Source organism: Ralstonia nicotianae (assembly GCF_018243235.1).
In the GTDB taxonomy this organism is placed as follows: Bacteria; Pseudomonadota; Gammaproteobacteria; order Burkholderiales; family Burkholderiaceae; genus Ralstonia; species Ralstonia nicotianae.
On record NZ_CP046674.1, the window covers coordinates 1,761,120 to 1,778,445 of the forward strand.

The following is a 17,326-nucleotide window of genomic DNA, read 5'->3' on the forward strand; positions in this document are numbered from 1 at the left end:
GCGGCACCCAATTTAGCCCTTACATGACTTTCTGGGGAAAATAATGTCCGGAACCCAACTCCTACCCGCTGAGCAGATTCGCCTGCCGCTGTTGCCGCTGCGCGACGTGGTGGTGTTCCCGCACATGGTGATTCCGCTGTTCGTGGGGCGCCCCAAATCCATCAAGGCCCTGGAAGCCGCGATGGAAGCGGGCAAGAGCATCATGCTGGTTGCCCAGAAGACGGCCGCCAAGGATGAGCCGACCGACAAGGATCTCTACGAGGTCGGTTGTATCGCCAACATCCTGCAGATGCTGAAACTGCCGGACGGCACCGTGAAGGTGCTGGTCGAAGGCACGCAGCGTGCCAACATCCTGTCCGTGACCGACGACGAGTCGCACTTCCATTGCGAAGCGATGCCCATCGGCCCGGAGCCGACCGAGTCGGCCGAGACCGAGGCGCTGCGTCGCGCCATCGTGTCGCAGTTCGACCAGTACGTGAAGCTGAACAAGAAGATTCCGCCGGAGATCCTGACCTCGCTGTCGGGCATCGACGAGCCGGGTCGTCTGGCCGACACCATCGCCGCGCATCTGCCGATCAAGCTTGAGCAGAAGCAGAAGATCCTCGAGATGTTCAATGTGACCGAACGTCTGGAGAGCCTGCTGTCGCAACTGGAAGGCGAGATCGACATCCTGCAGGTGGAAAAGCGCATCCGCGGCCGCGTCAAGCGCCAGATGGAGAAGAGCCAGCGCGAGTACTACCTGAACGAGCAGGTCAAGGCCATCCAGAAGGAACTGGGCGAAGGCGAAGAGGGCGCTGATCTCGAAGAGCTGGACAAGAAGATCAAGGCCGCGCGCATGCCCAAGGAGGCCAAGAAGAAGGCCGACTCGGAATTCAAGAAGCTCAAGCTGATGTCGCCGATGTCGGCCGAGGCAACGGTCGTGCGCAACTATATCGACACGCTTGTCGGTCTGCCGTGGCGCAAGAAGAGCAAGGTCAACAACGACCTGTCGAACGCCGAGCAGGTGCTGGATCAAGATCACTATGGTCTGGAGAAGGTCAAGGAGCGCATCCTTGAATATCTCGCAGTGCAGCAGCGCGTCGACAAGCTGAAGGCGCCGATCCTGTGCCTCGTGGGGCCGCCGGGTGTCGGCAAGACCTCGCTCGGGCAGTCGGTGGCGCGTGCGACGAACCGCAAGTTCGTGCGCATGGCGCTGGGCGGCGTGCGTGACGAGGCTGAAATCCGCGGTCACCGCCGGACCTACATCGGGTCGATGCCGGGCAAGATCCTGCAGAGCCTGACCAAGGTCGGCGTGCGTAACCCGCTGTTCCTGCTCGACGAGATCGACAAGATGGGTGCGGATTTCCGCGGCGATCCGTCGTCGGCGCTGCTCGAAGTGCTGGACCCGGAGCAGAACCACACGTTCCAGGACCACTACATCGAGGTGGACTTCGACCTGTCGGACGTGATGTTCGTGGCGACGTCGAACTCGCTGAACATCCCGGCGCCGCTGCTCGACCGGATGGAAGTGATCCGGCTGTCGGGCTACACCGAGGACGAAAAGGTCAACATCGCCCAGCGCTACCTGCTGCCCAAGCAGACCAAGAACAACGGTCTGAAGGGTGGCGAGATCGAGGTGGCGGAAGGCGCGCTGCGCGACATCATCCGCTACTACACCCGTGAAGCCGGCGTGCGGTCGCTGGAGCGCGAGGTCTCGAAGATCTGCCGCAAGGTGGTCAAGCAACTGCTGCTGAAGAAGGAAGCCGGCGCGTCGGTGAAGGTCGATTCGGACAACCTGGACAAGTTCCTGGGCGTGCGTCGCTTCGACTTCGGTTTGGCCGGCAAGGAAGACCAGGTGGGCCAGGTGACCGGCCTCGCCTGGACGGAAGTGGGCGGCGACCTGCTGACCATCGAAGCCGCGCTCATGCCGGGCAAGGGCAACATCACCCGCACGGGTTCGCTGGGCGACGTGATGAAGGAGTCGGTCGAGGCGGCGCGCTCGGTGGTGCGTTCGCGATCGGCTCGCCTGGGCATCAAGGATGAGATGTTCGAGAAGCGCGACATCCACATCCACGTGCCCGAAGGCGCGACGCCCAAGGATGGCCCGTCCGCGGGCATTGCCATGACGACCGCGCTGGTGTCGGTGCTGACCGGCATCCCGGTGCGTGCCGATGTGGCCATGACCGGCGAGATCACGCTGCGCGGCGAGGTGCTGCCGATCGGCGGCCTGAAGGAGAAGCTGCTAGCCGCGCACCGTGGCGGCATCAAGCTGGTGCTGATTCCGGAAGAGAACGTCAAGGACCTGGCGGACATTCCGGACAACGTGAAGAACAGCATCGAGATCATGCCGGTCCGCTGGATCGACAAGGTGCTGGAGCTCGCGTTGGTGCGCAAGCCCGAGCCGCTGCCGGAAGAGGAGCCGAAGCCGGCGCCGGAAGCCGGCAAGACCGAAGGCGGCGACGCGCACGAGATGGTGCACCACTGATGAGGTGATGCGCTTTCCGGGCTAGCCCGAGGAGGGCCCGACTTGTTCGGGCCCTTTTCTTTGGGCGCGCGCAATCCATGTGCCCGCCGCCGGCTGCGGCGGTTTCCGCGCCTTGACACGTCGATTGGCGGCCACTTTAATGGAATCGACCGACGGCGAACGGGGAGGCGGCAATGAACAAGACAGACCTCATCGACCATGTGGCAGCGCAGACCGACATGTCGAAAGCGGCAGCCGGGCGCGCCATCGATGCGCTGATCGGCGGGATCAAGGATGCGCTGTGCGACGGCGGGTCGGTGACCTTGGTGGGGTTCGGAACGTTCCTGGTTGGCCAGCGTTCGGCGCGTGCCGGGCGCAATCCGCGCACCGGTGCGACCATCAAAATCGAGGGCGCCAAGGTTGCGAAATTCAAACCTGGCAAAGCGCTCAAAGATGCACTAAACTAGCAGGCTTTGGTGCTTGCGACTGACTACCGCAGGCGCCGGACAGTCCGGCTTGCGCCGGCAGTGCGAACGGGTGCTTAGCTCAGTTGGTAGAGCGGCGCCCTTACAAGGCGTAGGTCGGGAGTTCGAGCCTCTCAGCACCCACCACGTTTGCATTGCCGATCAGGTGCCGTGCGGTCTGAACCAAAAACTGGAGCGGTAGTTCAGTCGGTTAGAATACCGGCCTGTCACGCCGGGGGTCGCGGGTTCGAGTCCCGTCCGCTCCGCCAACATTCCTCAAAGGCCCGATGCGTTCGGGCCTTTGTCTTTTCTGCCGCGCTGAATGGTGTCGCCGTGCCGGCGCATCGCGGCGAGATTCTCCGGCAAGCCCGCCGCACCTGATAGAATCGCCGGATTTTCCATCTTCTCCTCGTCTCCGGTCCAGCATGCTTGATTTCGTACGTACGCATCGGCGCTTGATGTTTCTGGTGCTGCTGATTCTGGTGTTTCCGTCGTTCGTGTTCTTTGGTGTGCAGGGCTACTCGCGTTTCATGGATGGCTCGCACGACGCTGCCAAGGTGGGTGATACCGTCATCACCACCAGCGAGCTCGATACGCGCGTCCGCGAGCAGACCGAGCGTCTGCGCCAGATGCTGGGCGCGCAGTACGATCCGCGCCAGTTCGAGGGCCCGCAGATGCGCCGCGACGTGCTGGACGGCATCATCCAGCAGCGCGTGATGGTCAATGAGGCGTCGCGGGCCAATCTGTCGGTGGCGGACAGCAAGGTCCGCGAGACCATCGAGCAGATCCCGGCGGTCGCGCAGCTGCGCAAGCCGGATGGGAAGTTCGATACCGATGCCTACATCAAGCTGCTGGCCGCCCAGGGCATGACGCCGGAGCAGTTCGATGCGCGCCTGCGCTCGGAGCTCGTGCTGCAGCAGATTCCGCAGTCGATCGTTTCGAGTGCCTTCGTGCCCAAGTCGCTGGTGGATCGCCTGATCGAGGCGCGCGACCAGCAGCGTGAAGTGCAGGCGCTGCTGTTCAAGCCGGCCGATTACGCGGCCAAGGTGACGGTCGACGACAAGGCCATCCAGGCTTACTACGACGCGCACCAGCAGGAATTCGCGGTGCTTGAGCAGGTCAAGGCCGAGTACGTGGTGTTTTCGGGCGAGGAGATGATGAAGCAGATTCCCGTCACGCCCGAGCAGCTCAAGGAGTACTACGACCAGAACGCCGCGCGCTTCAAGACCGAAGAGCAACGCCGCGCCGCGCACATCCTGATCAAGCTGCCGGACAACGCCAAGCCCGCCGACAAGGACGCAGCCAAGAAGCGCGCGGAAGAGGTGCTGGCCGAAGTGCGCAAGAGCCCGGGCAGTTTCGCAGAGCTCGCCAAGAAGTATTCGGGGGATCCGGGCTCGGCCGCGCAGGGCGGTGAGCTGGGCTTCCTCGCCAAGGGCGCGACCGTGCCGCCGTTCGAGAATGCGCTGTTTGCGCTCAAGCAGCCGGGCGATATCAGCGATGTGGTGGAGAGCGATTTCGGCTTCCACATCATCAAGCTGGAAGACGTGAAGGGCGGTGGCGTGCAGTCGCTGGACGCCGTCAAGCCGGAGCTGGAGCGCGAGGTGCGCACGCAGTTGGCCAACAAGAAGTACACCGAGCTGGCCGATGCCTTCTCCAACGGGGTGGAGGACCAGTCCGACAGCCTGAAGCCGGTCGCCGACAAGCTCAAGCTGCAGATCCAGACGGCCGACCATGTCACGCGCGTGCCGAATCCGGCCCTGGGCAACAGCCCGGTCAACAACGAGAAGGTGCTCAAGGCGCTGTTCGCCGACGACGTGACCAAGAACCATCGCAATACGCAGGCCGTGCAGGTCGGGCCGACCACGCTGGTGGCGGCGCGTGCGGTGGAGTATCGGCCGGCCACGGTCAAGAAGCTGGCCGATGTGCGCGAGCAGGTGAAGGCCAAGGTGCTGGCCGAGCAGTCGGCGGCGCTGGCCAAGAAGGCGGGCGAAGAGAAGCTTGCCGCGCTCAAGCAGAGCAACAGCGCCGAGGGCTTTGGCACGGCGCAGACGCTCTCGCGCCAGCAGGCGCAGGGCACGCCGCCGGCCGCGCTGGTTGCGATCCTGCGCGCGGATGCGGCCAAGCTGCCGGTCACCATCGGCGTGGATCTGGGGGCGCAGGGCTATGCGCTGTATCGCATCAACAAGGTGCTGCCGCCGGCCAATGTGGACCCGGCGCGGCGAGCGGCCGATGCACAGCAACTGACGCAGGCAGCCGGACAGGCGGATTTCAACGCCTACTATGAAGCGCTGAAGGCGCGCTCGAAGGTGAAGATCAACGGCTCGGTGGTCGACGCCGCCAAGCCTGCGGCTTCGTCGGACGACGGTTCCTGAGCGGTTCGGCAGGTACAAGAAAAAAGCCCCCTCGATGAGGGTAATGCCGTTCAGTTAAGCCTGAACGGCATTTTTCATTGGAGGAGGCGAAGTGGTTGTAAACGGCGAGTTGGGCTGTTAACGTTTCGGCTGCGATGCTTGCCAGCCACCTCACCTATCTGCTCGAAGCACAACAGCCGGCCGATCTGAGCCGGCTGGCAGAGCATCTGCCCTACGAGTGGATCGAGCGCGCGGTGACAGCGACAGGCACGGCAAGCATCCGGCGCCGGCGCTTGCCCGCCGAGCAAGTAGTCTGGCTGGTGATTGCCCTGGCGATGTACCGTCACTGGTCGATCAGCGAAGTGGTAGACAGCCTTGATCTGGCCCTGCCCAACGAGAGCGCCGCCTTTGTCAGCAAGAGCGCAATCACCCAAGCGCGCGAGCGGATTGGCCAGGCACCGCTGGCGTGGCTGTTCAAGCGGACGGCGCAAGCATGGACGCTGCAGGATGGAGCCCGTCATGCGATCAAGGGCTTGAGCCTGTGGGCGATCGACGGCACTACGCTGCGCACCGCCGACAGCCCCGCCAACCGCGAGCACTTCGGCGCGCAAGGCTATGCCAGCGGCAAGGTGGCCAGCTATCCGCAGGTACGGGCGGTCACGCTCACCGCCATCCCGACGCATCTGGTGGCCGACATCCGCTTCGGCCGCTATGACACCAACGAGATGGTGTATGCCAAGGACCTGCTGCCCGAGATTCCGGACGATTCCCTGACGGTCTTCGATCGCGGCTTTGTGAGCGCCGAGATCCTGTGCAGCCTGACGATGAACGGCCGCAACCGCCACTTCCTGATTCCCGCCAAGTCCAACACGCGCTGGGAAGTCATCGCCGGCAGCGCGGAAGATGCGATGGTGCGCATGCGCACCTCGCCGCAAGCGCGCAAGAAGTGCCCGCAACTGCCCGAATACTGGGACGCGCGGGCGGTGCGCACCATCGATGCACGCGGGCGCGAGCGGGTGCTGCTGACCTCGTTGACCGATCGGCGGCGCTTCAAACCATCCGATCTGGCGGCCTGCTACAGCCGCCGCTGGCAGATCGAAACCAGCTATCAGGAACTGAAACAGTCCATGCTCGGCATGGAGTTGACCTTGCGCAGCCGCACGGTCGAGCGGGTGTATCAGGAAATCTGGGGCGCGCTGATCGCCTACAACCTGATTCGCCGGGAGATCGCCTGTGCCGCTCAGGAGGCCAAGCTCGCACCGGCCGACATCAGCTTCGTGCGCGCCTTGCACACGATCCAGCACGAAATGATGTGGGCCGCCTTGACCCCCGCATACGCCAAGCTACCCGACTGCCTCAAGCGCCTGCGCGAACGGCTCAAGTCCTTGCCCAACGAAAAACGACCCGGCCGCGCTTGCAACCGGGTCGTCAAATCTCGCCCTTCTCGTTACTCCGTCCGATACATCAAACGGGACCTTAACTGAACGGCATTACCCTCGATGAGGGGGCTTTTTGTTATCGGCGCTCAGTCGAGCGGCCGGCCGATGCGCGCGAGGCGCGGCAGGTACCAGTGATCGGGATCGAACGATACCGCCACGTGCGATGCCCGCGCGATCAGGTTCTGCCGTGGCACAAGGCCGAAGTAGCGGGAATCCCGGCTGTTGTCGCGGTTGTCGCCGAGCATCAGGTACTGATCGGCCGGCACGACGATGGGGCCGAAGCTGCGCAGCGCGGCCACCTTGGGTAGCACCATCACCGGGTGCGGGTGGTCGGGCAGGGCCTCGGTCCACAGGTCGTGGGGCTGGGCGGCCGTTGCCTGCGGCAGGGCGCCGGGCGCGACATCGGGCAGCGGCGTGTAGGCCAGGCGCTGGTGGTTGATGTAGAGCGCTTCGCCGCGCATCTCGACCACATCGCCCGGCAACCCGATCAGGCGCTTGACGAGCTTGGTGCCGTTCTCGGGCGATGAGAACACGACGACGTCGCCGCGGCGCGGTTCATTGCCGCGCTTGAGCCAGACGGTGGTGGCCGGCACCCGGATGCCATAGGCGAGGCGGTTCACCAGGATGAAATCGCCTTCGATCAGCGTCGGGTTCATCGAGCCGCTCGGCACGACCGACCAGTCGGCGACGCAGGCCCGGAATGCGAGCAGCAGCGACATGCCGACCAGGAACCGCTTGTTGTCCCGTGCCGCTTTCAGTGATTTCGCCAGCAGCTTCATTGTGTTTCTCCCCGTAATGCATATTGATGTTTGAGCCCGGGTGCCCGGGCATCGGACGCCTGCGGGCAAAGGGTGGTCATCCTCCGACCCGGCCCTTGAGCAGAGGTTCAAGCTTGGGCCAGACATTGTCGAGCAGCGTCGGCTGTGCCGCGGCGACCGGGTGGATGCGATCCTCCTGGAACCAGTCGGGCCGCTGGGCCACGCCTTCCAGGAAGAAGGGCACGAGCGGCAGCCGGTATTGCCGCGCCAGCCTGCCGAACATGGCGAAGAAGCGCTCGCTGTAGTCCGGGCCGTAATTGGGCGGGATGCGCATGCCGACCAGCAGCACCCTGGCGCCGGTGGCCTGCGAGGCATCGATCATCGCTTTCAGGTTGGCTTCGCTCGCAGACAGCGACAGCCCGCGCAGCGCATCGTTGGCACCCAGTTCGAGTACCACCACGGTGGGCTTTTCGCGCGCAAGCACGGCAGGCAGACGGGCGCGGCCGCCCGCGGTGGTGTCGCCGCTGATGCTGGCATTGGCGACGCTATAATCGAGCTTCCGTTCTTTCAGGCGATTGCCCAGCAGTGTGACCCAGCCGGTGCCTTGCGCCAGGCCGTATCCCGCTGACAGGCTGTCGCCCAGCACCACCACGCGGCGCGGCGCCGCTGCGGTGCCCTGCGCCGCCGCAGCGGGCGTCATCGGCAGGACGCCGATCATCGCGCAGCCGAGTGCGGCTGCGAGTCCCACCAGTCCCTTTACGCTGCGCCTTCTACTACCTTGTCGTCCGATCATGTCGTCTTCCGCTACCTGGGTGATTGAAGTCGATTCGCTGCACAAGACCGTGCGCGACGCCACCGGCGAGTTGCCTATTTTGAGCGATGTCGGGTTTCGTGTGGAAGCCGGGGAGACGCTGGCCATCGTTGGTGCCTCGGGTTCGGGCAAGTCGACCCTGCTGGGGCTGCTGGCGGGGCTGGACCTGCCGACCTCGGGCTCGGTCAGGCTGCTTGGCCACGATCTGTTCGGCCTCGACGAAGACGGTCGCGCGGCGGTGCGCGGCAGCCATGTCGGCTTCGTGTTCCAGTCGTTCCAGCTGTTGCCGCACCTGACTGCGCTGGAGAACGTGATGTTGCCGCTGGAGCTGCAGGGCGACGTGGGCGCCGCCGACATGCAGCGTCGCGCCACCGTGCTGCTGGAGCGCGTCGGCCTGGGGGCGCGGCTGTCGCACTATCCGAAGACGCTGTCGGGGGGCGAACAGCAGCGCGTGGCGCTGGCGCGCGCGTTTGTCACAGAGCCCGACATCCTGTTCGCCGATGAGCCCACCGGGAGCCTCGACACCGCCACCGGCGAAGCCGTGATCGCGCTGATGTTCGCGCTCAACCGCAGTGCCGGCTCGACGCTGGTGCTGGTCACCCACGACCGCTCGGTCGCGGCGCGATGCAGTCGCATCCTGACCATCGAGGCCGGCCACCTGGTTGGCGATGAGACCGTTACCGAGCTCTGAGCCTGTGGCGCCTTAGCGCGCGGCCTTGGCGCGGCGGATCAGCGCCGCCGTCGAGGCGTCGTGCGCCACCGAGGCCGGCGCGCCTTCCAGTTCTTCGAGGATCGGCTTGGCGAGCTTCTTGCCGAGTTCGACGCCCCATTGGTCGAACGAGTTGATGTTCCAGACCGCGCCCTGCACGAAGGTGCGGTGCTCGGCGCAGGCGATCAGGGCGCCGAGCGATGCGGCGTCCAGCCGCTGCATCAGGATCGTGTTGCTCGGCCGGTTGCCTTCGAACACCATGTGCGGCACCAGCGCCGCGTCGGTGATGCCGTCTGCGCGCACTTCTTCCGCCGTGCGGCCGCGCAGCAGCGCTTCGCCCTGGGCAAAGCAGTTGGCCAGCAGCTTGGTGTGGTGGCCCGGCAGGCTGCGCACCGGTTCGAGCGTGGTGATGAAATCCACCGGCACGATCTGCGAGCCCTGGTGGATCAGCTGGAAATAGGCGTGCTGGCCGTTGGTGCCGGCGGTGCCCCAGACGATGGGGCCGGTGTCGGTGCCGATGGCCGCGCCGTTGCGCTGGACGGACTTGCCGTTACTCTCCATCTCCAACTGCTGCATGAAATCGGTGAGCAGCTCCAGCGGGGCGCAGTAGGGCACCGTGCAGGCGCTGGCGGCGCCGAAGAAGCCGCGATACCAGACCGACAGCAGGCCGAGGATCAGCGGCATGTTCTCGCGCGGTGCCGCGGAGGCGAAGTGCCGGTCCATCGCGCGGGCGCCGTCGAGCATGGCCTCGAACTGCTCCGGCCCGATGGCCAGCACGATCGACAGGCCGACGGCCGACCACAGCGAGAAGCGTCCGCCGACCCAGTCCCAGAAGGTGAACATGTTGTCCGGATCGATGCCGAACGCGACCACGGCGTCGCGGTTGGTCGAAACGGCGACGAAGTGCTGCTTGAGCCGGCCCTCGGGCACGCCGTGCTCGACGAACCAGCGGCGCATGCTGTGCGCGTTGGCCATGGTCTCCAGCGTGGTGAAGGTCTTGGAGCAGACGATGGCGAGCGTGGTGTCGGGGTTGAGGCCCGCGAGGGTCTCGGCCAGGTCGGTGCCGTCGACGTTGGAGACGAAATGCACGCGCACCTGCGGCACCGCGAGGTGCGCCAGCGCGCGGCACACCATGCGGGGGCCGAGGTCGGAGCCGCCGATGCCGATGTTGACCACGTCGGTGATGCGCTGGCCGGCATGGCCGGTCCAGGTGCCGCTGTGCACGCGCTGGGCGAAATCGCGCATCTGGGCGCGCACGCGCAGCACGTCGGACATCACGGCGGCGCCGTCGGCGCGGTAGCCGTCTTCGGCGTGGCCGCGCAGGGCGGCATGCAGGACGGAACGGTGCTCGGTGTTGTTGATGCGCTCGCCGCGCAGCATGGCATCGCGCAGTGCGAGGACGCCGGCTTCGTCTGCGAGCTGGAACAGCAGCGCGAGCGTTTCGGGGGTGATGCGGTTCTTGGCGTAGTCGAGCGTGAGCCCAGCGGCTTCCACGGTGAAGGCGTGCACCCGTTGCTCGGCGTCCGGTGCGGCAAACCAATCGCGCATGTGGGTGGCGCGGATCGCTTGAGCATGTTGCGACAGGGACTGCCAGGCGGGAAGGGCGGTGGGCATACGGCGGGTCGGCGTGGGAAAACGAATGCGCAGTATAACGGCGCACCGCGCGGGCGCTCTATGGGTAGGCGTCTGATTTCAGCAGCCCGTTGAGGGCGCGGCGCGCCGGTGCGCACAGCTCGCCGGCATGGAGCCCGATGGGGCCTTCGCCGGCGGCGACGAGGTCATCGGCGGCGCGGCCGTGCAGCCAGACGGCCGCCAGCGCCGCTTCGCGCGCCGGCACGCCCTGCGCCAGCAAGGCGCCGATCATGCCGGTCAGCACGTCGCCGGTGCCGCCGGTGGCCAGGCTGCCGTTGCCGGTGGGGTTGACGGTCGGCGGTACGCCCGGCGCGGCGACGACGGTGCCCGAGCCCTTGAGCACGACCACCGCGCCGCAGCGGTTGACCAGGGCCTGGGCCGCGGCCAGGCGATCGCGCTGCACGGTGGGGGCGTCGGTGTCGAGCAGGCGCGCGGCTTCGAGCGGATGCGGTGTCAGCACGACGGGCGCGCCGCCGGAGGCAAGCCGCGTCAGGCGGGTGAGCAGGGCCGGGGCGCGGGCAAAGAGGTTGAGCGCGTCAGCGTCGAAGACGGCGGCGATGCGCGCGGGCAGCATGCGGTCGAGCAGGTGGTCCAGCGCCTCGTAGGCGTCCTTGCCGGTGCCCATGCCGGGGCCGACGGCGAGCGCCTGCATGCCACCCAGGTCCAGGGTGCCCCACGTGTGCAGCATCAGTTCGGGCTGCGCGAAATCCACGCGCGGCGCGTCGTCGGCCAGCGAGACCACGTGGACCTTGCCGGCGCCCAGGTGCAGCGCGCCGCGCGCCGACAGCAGCGGCGCGCCGACCATCCCGTGCGCGCCGCCGACGACGGCGACGCTGCCGTACGTCCCCTTATGGCCGCCGTGGCGCCGCCGCGGCAGGTGAGCGAGCCAGCGCGCCGGTGCGTTGACCAGCGCGTCGGCCTCCACCACGCCGTCGTAGGCGGGCTGGGCGGCCAGCAGGTCGGCCAGGGCGAGATCGCCGGTGGCGTCGCGGCCCGCGCCGGTGAGCAGCCCGGGCTTGGCGACCAGGAAAGTGAGCGTGGCGCGCGCACGCACCACCGGCGAATCCGGCGCGGGTGGCTGGCCCGTGTCGCCGGACAGGCCGGACGGGATGTCGAGCGCGTAGGCGGGCAGTCCGCTGCCGTTGAGGGTTTCGACCAGCGCGGCATGCAGCCCGGCGAGCGGCCGCGCCAGGCCGATCCCGAACAGCCCGTCGACGATGGCCGTGACGGTGGCGGGGACAGACGCGGGCGCGTGCAGGATTTCGATCGGGACGTGGGCCGCGCGGGCTTCGGTCCAGGCGCGGCGGGCGTCGTCGGGCAGGCGGGCCGGGTCGGCGGCAAGCCAGACCGTGACGGTGCGCCCGGCCTCGTGCAGCGCGGTGGCGGCGACCAGCGCATCGCCGCCGTTGTTGCCTGGGCCGGCAACCAGCAGCAGATGGCCGCGCGGCGCGCGCGCCTGCAGCCAGTCGGCGGCGGCCTCGCCGGCGCGGGCCATCAGCGTGAAGGGCGCGAGCGCGCGGTAGGCGGCGGTTTCGAGCGCGCGGACAGCGGCGCTGCCGAACAGCAGGTCGGCGCCATGGCGTTCGGCGAGGATGCCGTCCGTGAGGACGTCGCGCCAGGTAGGGTGAGCGGACATAATGGGGGGCGGAGATGGCGATCGATTCTCTTACAATAGTTGGCGTTGCCATCCTTTTCTGCCCGCGAGTCACGCATGTCCAAGTCGTCGTCCTCTTCGAAAGTCGATTTGCCGGAAGCTGCCGCCAATGAAGGCGGAAAAAGCGGGGCGATCGTGTCATCGGCCCACCTGGTTTCGGCGCGCAGCCCGGAACTGTCGGAGTTCGAGTTCGCGCTCAATACGGCCTACAACGCTTATCACCGCTGGTGCGTGCGCTGCATGGCGGCGGCCGGCGTGCGCGACCTGACCTTCCTCGATGTGCTGGTGGTGCATCACGTGAACCACCGGGGCCGCGCCAAGCGGCTGGCCGACATCTGCTTCGTGCTGAACGTGGAGGACACCCACCTCGTCACCTATTCGCTCAAGAAGCTGCAGGCGCTGGAGCTGGTGGAGGGCACCCGCAACGGCAAGGAAGTCACCTACACCACCACGGCGACCGGCGAGACGGCCTGCGCGCGCTATCGGGAGATCCGCGAGCAGTGCCTGACCAGCAACATCTCGCCGGGCGGCGAGGAAAACGCCGAGATCGGCGAGCTGGCGCGGCTGATGCGCGTGCTGACGGGGCTGTACGAGCAGGCGGCGCGTTCGGCCACCTCGCTGTAAAACACCCGTTCGGGCCGGCGGCGGCACATTTTGGGCCGATCGGGGCGTCGGTGCGGCGGGCTGGGCAAGGTACAATAGCGGTTTTCCCGCGCACGCCGGGAAACCCCTCTCCCCAGCTACTGCCTGCCTTGCCCACCATGGCGCATTTTTCGTGCTTTCCCGGCGCTCTCGCGCTGTCTGCGTTCCGCCAGCAACGCCTGCTCTCCACCCTCAAGCGCATCGATCCGGAGATCGATGCCGTCAGTGCCCAGTACCTGCACTTCGTCGCCGCCGATGCGCCGCTGTCGGCCGATGACGCGGCGCGCGTGCAGGCGTTGCTGACCTACGGCTCGCCCGCGTCGGCCGAGACCGAGGGCGACCGCTTCGTGGTGATTCCGCGCTTCGGCACGATCTCGCCGTGGGCCAGCAAGGCGACCGAAATCGCCCGCCACTGCGCGCTGCCGCAGATCCACCGCATCGAGCGCGGCGTGGAGTTCACCGTCACCTGCAAGAAGGGCCTCCTGCGTGGCCTGACCGGCGGCCGCAAGCAACTGGACGAGGCCACGCGCGCCGCCGTCGCCGCGCACCTGCACGACCGCATGACCGAGATCGTGGTCGCCACGCGCGAAGCCGGCTACGGCCTGTTCGACGTGCTGCCGGCCAAGGCGCTGCGCTTCGTCGACCTGGGCAGCGGCGATGCCGCCGCGGGCCGCGGCGCGCTGGACGCCGCCAACACCGAAATGGGCCTGGCGCTGTCCGACGACGAGATCGACTACCTGGTCGACGCCTACCGCAAGCTCGGCCGCAACCCGACCGACGTCGAACTGATGATGTTCGCGCAGGCCAACAGCGAACACTGCCGCCACAAGATCTTCAACGCCGACTGGACCATCGACGGCGAGACGCAGGACAAATCGCTGTTCGCGATGATCCGCAACACGCACCAACTGGCCCCACAGGGCACGGTGGTGGCGTATTCGGACAACGCCGCCGTCATGGAAGGCGGCATGGCCGAGCGCTGGTTCCCGCACGCCGGCACCGACGGTGAGACCGGTGTGCCGCAGTACGGCCGCCGCGAAGCGCTCACGCACACGCTGATGAAGGTCGAGACGCACAATCACCCGACCGCCATCTCCCCGTTCCCCGGCGCTTCCACCGGTGCGGGCGGCGAGATCCGCGACGAGGGCGCGACCGGCCGCGGTGCCAAGCCCAAGGCGGGCCTGACCGGCTTCACGGTGTCGAACCTGCTGCTGCCGGAAGCCGTGCAATCGTGGGAAAACGCCCGCGACACGGCGCAGCCCGCCGCGCAGCGCAACCCGGGCGACACCGCACCGGGCCCGGTCGGCAAGCCGGATCGCATCGCCTCGCCGCTGCAGATCATGATCGAAGGCCCGATCGGTGGCGCCGCGTTCAACAACGAATTCGGCCGGCCCAACCTGGGCGGCTACTTCCGCGTCTACGAGCAGAACGTGGGCGGCACCGTGCGCGGTTACCACAAGCCGATCATGATCGCCGGCGGCATCGGCAACATCGACGCCGGCCACACCCACAAGCACGGGCTGCCGGCCGGCACGCTGCTGGTGCAACTGGGCGGCCCGGGCATGCGCATCGGCATGGGCGGCGGTGCTGCCAGCTCGATGGCGACCGGCACCAACACGGCCGATCTGGACTTCGACTCCGTCCAGCGCGGCAACCCCGAAATGCAGCGCCGCGCGCAGGAAGTCATCAACGCGTGCTGGGCGCTGGGCGAGGACAATCCGATCCTGTCGATCCACGATGTGGGCGCGGGCGGCATCTCCAACGCGTTCCCCGAACTGGTGGATGGCGCCGACCGCGGCGCGCGCTTCGACCTGCGCCAGGTGCACCTGGAAGAGTCGGGCCTGAGCCCCGCCGAGATCTGGTGCAACGAATCGCAGGAGCGCTACACGCTGGCGATCGCCCCGGGCGATTTCCCGCGCTTCCAGGCCATGTGCGAGCGCGAGCGCGCGCCGTTCTCGGTGGTCGGCTTCGCCACCGAGGAACAGCAACTGCAGGTGGTCGACGGTGATGCTCCGGCCGATGCCGTTGAGCACTTCCCGGTCAACATGCCGATGGACGTGCTGCTCGGCAAGCCGCCGCGCATGCACCGCGACGTGCGCCGCGTGGCGCAGGCGCTGCCGGAAGTCGACGTGACGGGCCTGGATCTGGAAACCGTGGCGCGCGATGTGCTGCGCCATCCGACCGTCGCCAGCAAGTCGTTCCTGATCACCATCGGTGACCGCACCGTGGGCGGGCTGAACACGCGCGACCAGATGGTCGGCCCGTGGCAGGTGCCGGTGGCCGACGTGGCCGTCACCACGCTCGACTACAAGGGCTACGCCGGCGAGGCCATGACGATGGGCGAGCGCACGCCGCTGGCCGTCATCGACGCGCCGGCATCGGGCCGCATGGCGATCGGCGAGGCCATCACCAACATCGCGGCGGCGCCGATCGCCTCGCTCGCGCAGCTCAAGCTGTCGGCCAACTGGATGGCCGCGTGCGGCGTGGACGGCGAGGATGCGCGCCTGTACGACACCGTCAAGGCGGTCGGCATGGAGCTGTGCCCGGCACTGGGCATCAGCATTCCGGTCGGCAAGGATTCGCTGTCGATGCGCACCAAGTGGAACGACGCGGGCGAGGCCAAGGAAGTGGTGGCGCCGGTCTCGCTGATCGTCTCGGCCTTCGCGCCGGTGACGGACGTGCGCAAGACGCTCACGCCGCAGCTCAAGCCGGTGGCGTCGGCCGGCGAGGCTGCCGACACCACGCTGATCGTCATCGACCTCGGCCACGGCAAGCACCGCCTGGGCGGCAGCATCCTGGCGCAGGTCACGCAGCAGATCGGCAACAGCGTGCCGGACGTGGATGACGCGGAAGACCTCAAGCGCTTCTTCGCCGCCATCCAGCAGCTGAACGCGGCCGGCATGCTGCTGGCCTACCACGACCGCTCCGACGGCGGCCTGTGGGCGACGGTGTGCGAGATGGCCTTTGCCGGCCACTGCGGCGTGTCGATCAACGTCGACATGCTCACGCTCGACGGCGCGCACGCGTCGGACTACGGCGATGCCAAGAACTGGGCGCAGCAGGTCTCCGGCCGCCGCGCCGACATGACGCTGCGCGCGCTGTTCGCCGAAGAACTGGGTGCCGTGATCCAGGTGCCGGCGGCCCAGCGCGATGCCGTCTTCGCGGTGCTGCGCGAGCACGGCCTGGCGGCCTGCAGCCACGTGATCGGCGCGCCGAACGCCAGCGGTCAGATCGAGATCTGGCGCGACGCCAAGAAGGTCTTCAGCGCCCCGCGCATCGAGCTGCAGCGCGCCTGGACGGACGTCTCCTGGCGCATCGCCAGCCTGCGCGACAACCCCGAGTGCACGCAGAGCGAGTACGACCGCCTGCTCGACGCCGAAGACCCCGGCATCTCGCCGAACCTCACGTTCGACCTCGCCGAGGATGTGGCTGCGCCGTTCATCGCCGCGGGTGCGCGTCCGCGCATGGCGATCCTGCGCGAGCAGGGTGTCAACTCGCAGGTGGAAATGGCCTACGCGATGGACAAGGCCGGCTTCGACGCCTACGACGTGCACATGAGCGACCTGCTGGCAGGCCGCACCCGCCTCGCCGACTTCAAGGGCTTCGTGGCCTGCGGCGGCTTCAGCTACGGCGACGTGCTGGGTGCCGGCGAGGGCTGGGCCAAGACGATCCTGTTCAACGGCATGCTGGCCGAGCAATTCGCGGCCTTCTTCAACCGCGCCGACTCGATCGCGCTGGGCGTGTGCAACGGCTGCCAGATGATGGCGAACCTCGCGCCGATCATCCCCGGCGCCGGCGCATGGCCGAAGTTCACGCGCAACCAGTCGGAGCAATACGAGGGGCGGCTGGTGACCGTGCAGGTCGAGGCCTCGCCGTCGATCTTCTACGCGGGCATGGAAGGCAGCCGCATCCCCATCGTCGTGGCGCACGGCGAGGGCTATGCGGACTTCTCCCAGCAGGGCGATATCGGCAAGGTGGCCGTGGGCCTGCGCTATGTCGACAACCGCGGTGAGGTCACGCAGACGTACCCGCTGAACCCGAACGGCTCGCCGCAGGGCATCGCCTCGGTGACGACGCACGACGGCCGCTTCACCGTGCTGATGCCGCACCCGGAGCGCGTGTTCCGTGCGGTGCAGATGAGCTGGCATCCGAAGGATTGGGCGGCCGCCGGCGACGGCAGCAGCCCGTGGATGCGCATGTTCCGCAACGCCCGCAAGCAGATGGGCTGAGCGACCACGCCAAGCGGCAAGCGCCAGGCGCGCCGGGGGAAACTCCGGCGCGCTTTTTCTTTGCGGCGCACCGGGTGCGAGCGGCCTCGGCATGCTTCGCGGAGGGGGGGGCGCCTACACCGTACGGAATCCGCTCTTTGATGGAGGCTTACATCATTTGCAGGGAATGAATACGATGGATCGAGGCAAGAAGT

12 protein-coding genes and 2 tRNA genes are annotated in these 17,326 nt (G+C 67.4%); 9 read left to right on the plus strand and 5 right to left on the minus strand.

Annotated elements, in window-relative coordinates; translation table 11 throughout:
- Positions 1-43: 43 nt before the first annotated feature.
- The 4 genes from lon to GO999_RS08195 all read left to right on the plus strand — a co-directional run bounded on the left by lon (position 44) and on the right by GO999_RS08195 (position 3,176).
- Entirely contained in the window at positions 44-2,464 is a 2,421-nt protein-coding gene (gene lon / locus GO999_RS08180; protein ID WP_011001653.1) for an endopeptidase La, read from the plus strand.
- 173 nt (positions 2,465-2,637) lie between these two features.
- Complete coding sequence (locus GO999_RS08185) at positions 2,638-2,910, plus strand: HU family DNA-binding protein (protein WP_003267811.1); 273 nt, start codon at positions 2,638-2,640, stop codon at positions 2,908-2,910.
- Positions 2,911-2,978: 68 nt separating this feature from the next.
- A tRNA-Val gene (locus GO999_RS08190) sits at positions 2,979-3,054 on the plus strand.
- A 45-nt stretch (positions 3,055-3,099) separates the two neighbouring features.
- Positions 3,100-3,176 (plus strand) — tRNA-Asp (locus GO999_RS08195).
- A 7-nt stretch (positions 3,177-3,183) separates the two neighbouring features.
- Here GO999_RS08195 and GO999_RS24955 read toward each other — a convergent pair.
- On the minus strand, positions 3,184-3,309 hold the full coding sequence (locus GO999_RS24955; RefSeq protein WP_255322135.1) for a hypothetical protein: 126 nt from the start codon (positions 3,307-3,309) through the stop codon (positions 3,184-3,186).
- A gap of 23 nt (positions 3,310-3,332) precedes the next feature.
- Here GO999_RS24955 and GO999_RS08200 point away from each other — a divergent pair, with 23 nt between their 5' ends.
- Positions 3,333-5,279: a SurA N-terminal domain-containing protein gene (locus GO999_RS08200; protein ID WP_011001654.1), complete on the plus strand. Its 1,947-nt coding sequence runs from the start codon at positions 3,333-3,335 to the stop codon at positions 5,277-5,279.
- 134 nt (positions 5,280-5,413) lie between these two features.
- Positions 5,414-6,742, plus strand: a complete 1,329-nt coding sequence (locus tag GO999_RS08205; protein WP_020831502.1) for an IS4 family transposase — start codon at positions 5,414-5,416, stop codon at positions 6,740-6,742.
- A gap of 41 nt (positions 6,743-6,783) precedes the next feature.
- Here the strand turns inward: GO999_RS08205 and lepB are convergent, their stop codons facing one another.
- Positions 6,784-7,476, minus strand: a complete 693-nt coding sequence (gene lepB, locus GO999_RS08210; RefSeq protein ID WP_011001655.1) for a signal peptidase I — start codon at positions 7,474-7,476, stop codon at positions 6,784-6,786.
- A 76-nt stretch (positions 7,477-7,552) separates the two neighbouring features.
- A complete protein-coding gene (locus GO999_RS08215) occupies positions 7,553-8,173 on the minus strand; it encodes an arylesterase (protein WP_211906772.1) in 621 nt (206 codons plus the stop codon).
- Between the two features lie 73 nt (positions 8,174-8,246).
- Here GO999_RS08215 and GO999_RS08220 point away from each other — a divergent pair, with 73 nt between their 5' ends.
- A complete protein-coding gene (locus GO999_RS08220) occupies positions 8,247-8,957 on the plus strand; it encodes an ABC transporter ATP-binding protein (protein WP_211906742.1) in 711 nt (236 codons plus the stop codon).
- A gap of 12 nt (positions 8,958-8,969) precedes the next feature.
- Here GO999_RS08220 and pgi read toward each other — a convergent pair whose 3' ends face one another.
- Together pgi and GO999_RS08230 are read right to left on the minus strand one after the other, a co-directional pair.
- On the minus strand, positions 8,970-10,589 hold the full coding sequence (gene pgi / locus GO999_RS08225) for a glucose-6-phosphate isomerase (protein WP_019718745.1): 1,620 nt from the start codon (positions 10,587-10,589) through the stop codon (positions 8,970-8,972).
- A 58-nt stretch (positions 10,590-10,647) separates the two neighbouring features.
- Positions 10,648-12,243, minus strand: coding sequence for an NAD(P)H-hydrate dehydratase (locus GO999_RS08230; RefSeq protein WP_020832081.1), 1,596 nt, complete (start codon positions 12,241-12,243; stop codon positions 10,648-10,650).
- Positions 12,244-12,318: 75 nt separating this feature from the next.
- Between GO999_RS08230 and GO999_RS08235 the strand changes: the two genes are divergently transcribed.
- Together GO999_RS08235 and purL are read left to right on the plus strand one after the other, a co-directional pair.
- Positions 12,319-12,885, plus strand: a complete 567-nt coding sequence (locus tag GO999_RS08235) for a winged helix DNA-binding protein (RefSeq protein WP_011001660.1) — start codon at positions 12,319-12,321, stop codon at positions 12,883-12,885.
- 137 nt (positions 12,886-13,022) lie between these two features.
- Complete coding sequence (gene purL, locus GO999_RS08240) at positions 13,023-17,132, plus strand: phosphoribosylformylglycinamidine synthase (protein WP_211906743.1); 4,110 nt, start codon at positions 13,023-13,025, stop codon at positions 17,130-17,132.
- Positions 17,133-17,326: the final 194 nt, after the last annotated feature.

What these genes read in the sequence shown, in the direction of transcription:
- lon (WP_011001653.1), top strand. Translation starts at nt 44, where the DNA reads ATGTCCGGAACCCAACTCCTACCCGCTGAGCAGATTCGCCTGCCGCTG.
- GO999_RS08185 (WP_003267811.1), top strand. Translation starts at nt 2,638, where the DNA reads ATGAACAAGACAGACCTCATCGACCATGTGGCAGCGCAGACCGACATG.
- GO999_RS24955 (WP_255322135.1), bottom strand. Translation starts at nt 3,309, where the DNA reads ATGGAAAATCCGGCGATTCTATCAGGTGCGGCGGGCTTGCCGGAGAAT.
- GO999_RS08200 (WP_011001654.1), top strand. Translation starts at nt 3,333, where the DNA reads ATGCTTGATTTCGTACGTACGCATCGGCGCTTGATGTTTCTGGTGCTG.
- GO999_RS08205 (WP_020831502.1), top strand. Translation starts at nt 5,414, where the DNA reads ATGCTTGCCAGCCACCTCACCTATCTGCTCGAAGCACAACAGCCGGCC.
- lepB (WP_011001655.1), bottom strand. Translation starts at nt 7,476, where the DNA reads ATGAAGCTGCTGGCGAAATCACTGAAAGCGGCACGGGACAACAAGCGG.
- GO999_RS08215 (WP_211906772.1), bottom strand. Translation starts at nt 8,173, where the DNA reads ATGATCGGCGTCCTGCCGATGACGCCCGCTGCGGCGGCGCAGGGCACC.
- GO999_RS08220 (WP_211906742.1), top strand. Translation starts at nt 8,247, where the DNA reads ATGTCGTCTTCCGCTACCTGGGTGATTGAAGTCGATTCGCTGCACAAG.
- pgi (WP_019718745.1), bottom strand. Translation starts at nt 10,589, where the DNA reads ATGCCCACCGCCCTTCCCGCCTGGCAGTCCCTGTCGCAACATGCTCAA.
- GO999_RS08230 (WP_020832081.1), bottom strand. Translation starts at nt 12,243, where the DNA reads ATGTCCGCTCACCCTACCTGGCGCGACGTCCTCACGGACGGCATCCTC.
- GO999_RS08235 (WP_011001660.1), top strand. Translation starts at nt 12,319, where the DNA reads ATGTCCAAGTCGTCGTCCTCTTCGAAAGTCGATTTGCCGGAAGCTGCC.
- purL (WP_211906743.1), top strand. Translation starts at nt 13,023, where the DNA reads ATGGCGCATTTTTCGTGCTTTCCCGGCGCTCTCGCGCTGTCTGCGTTC.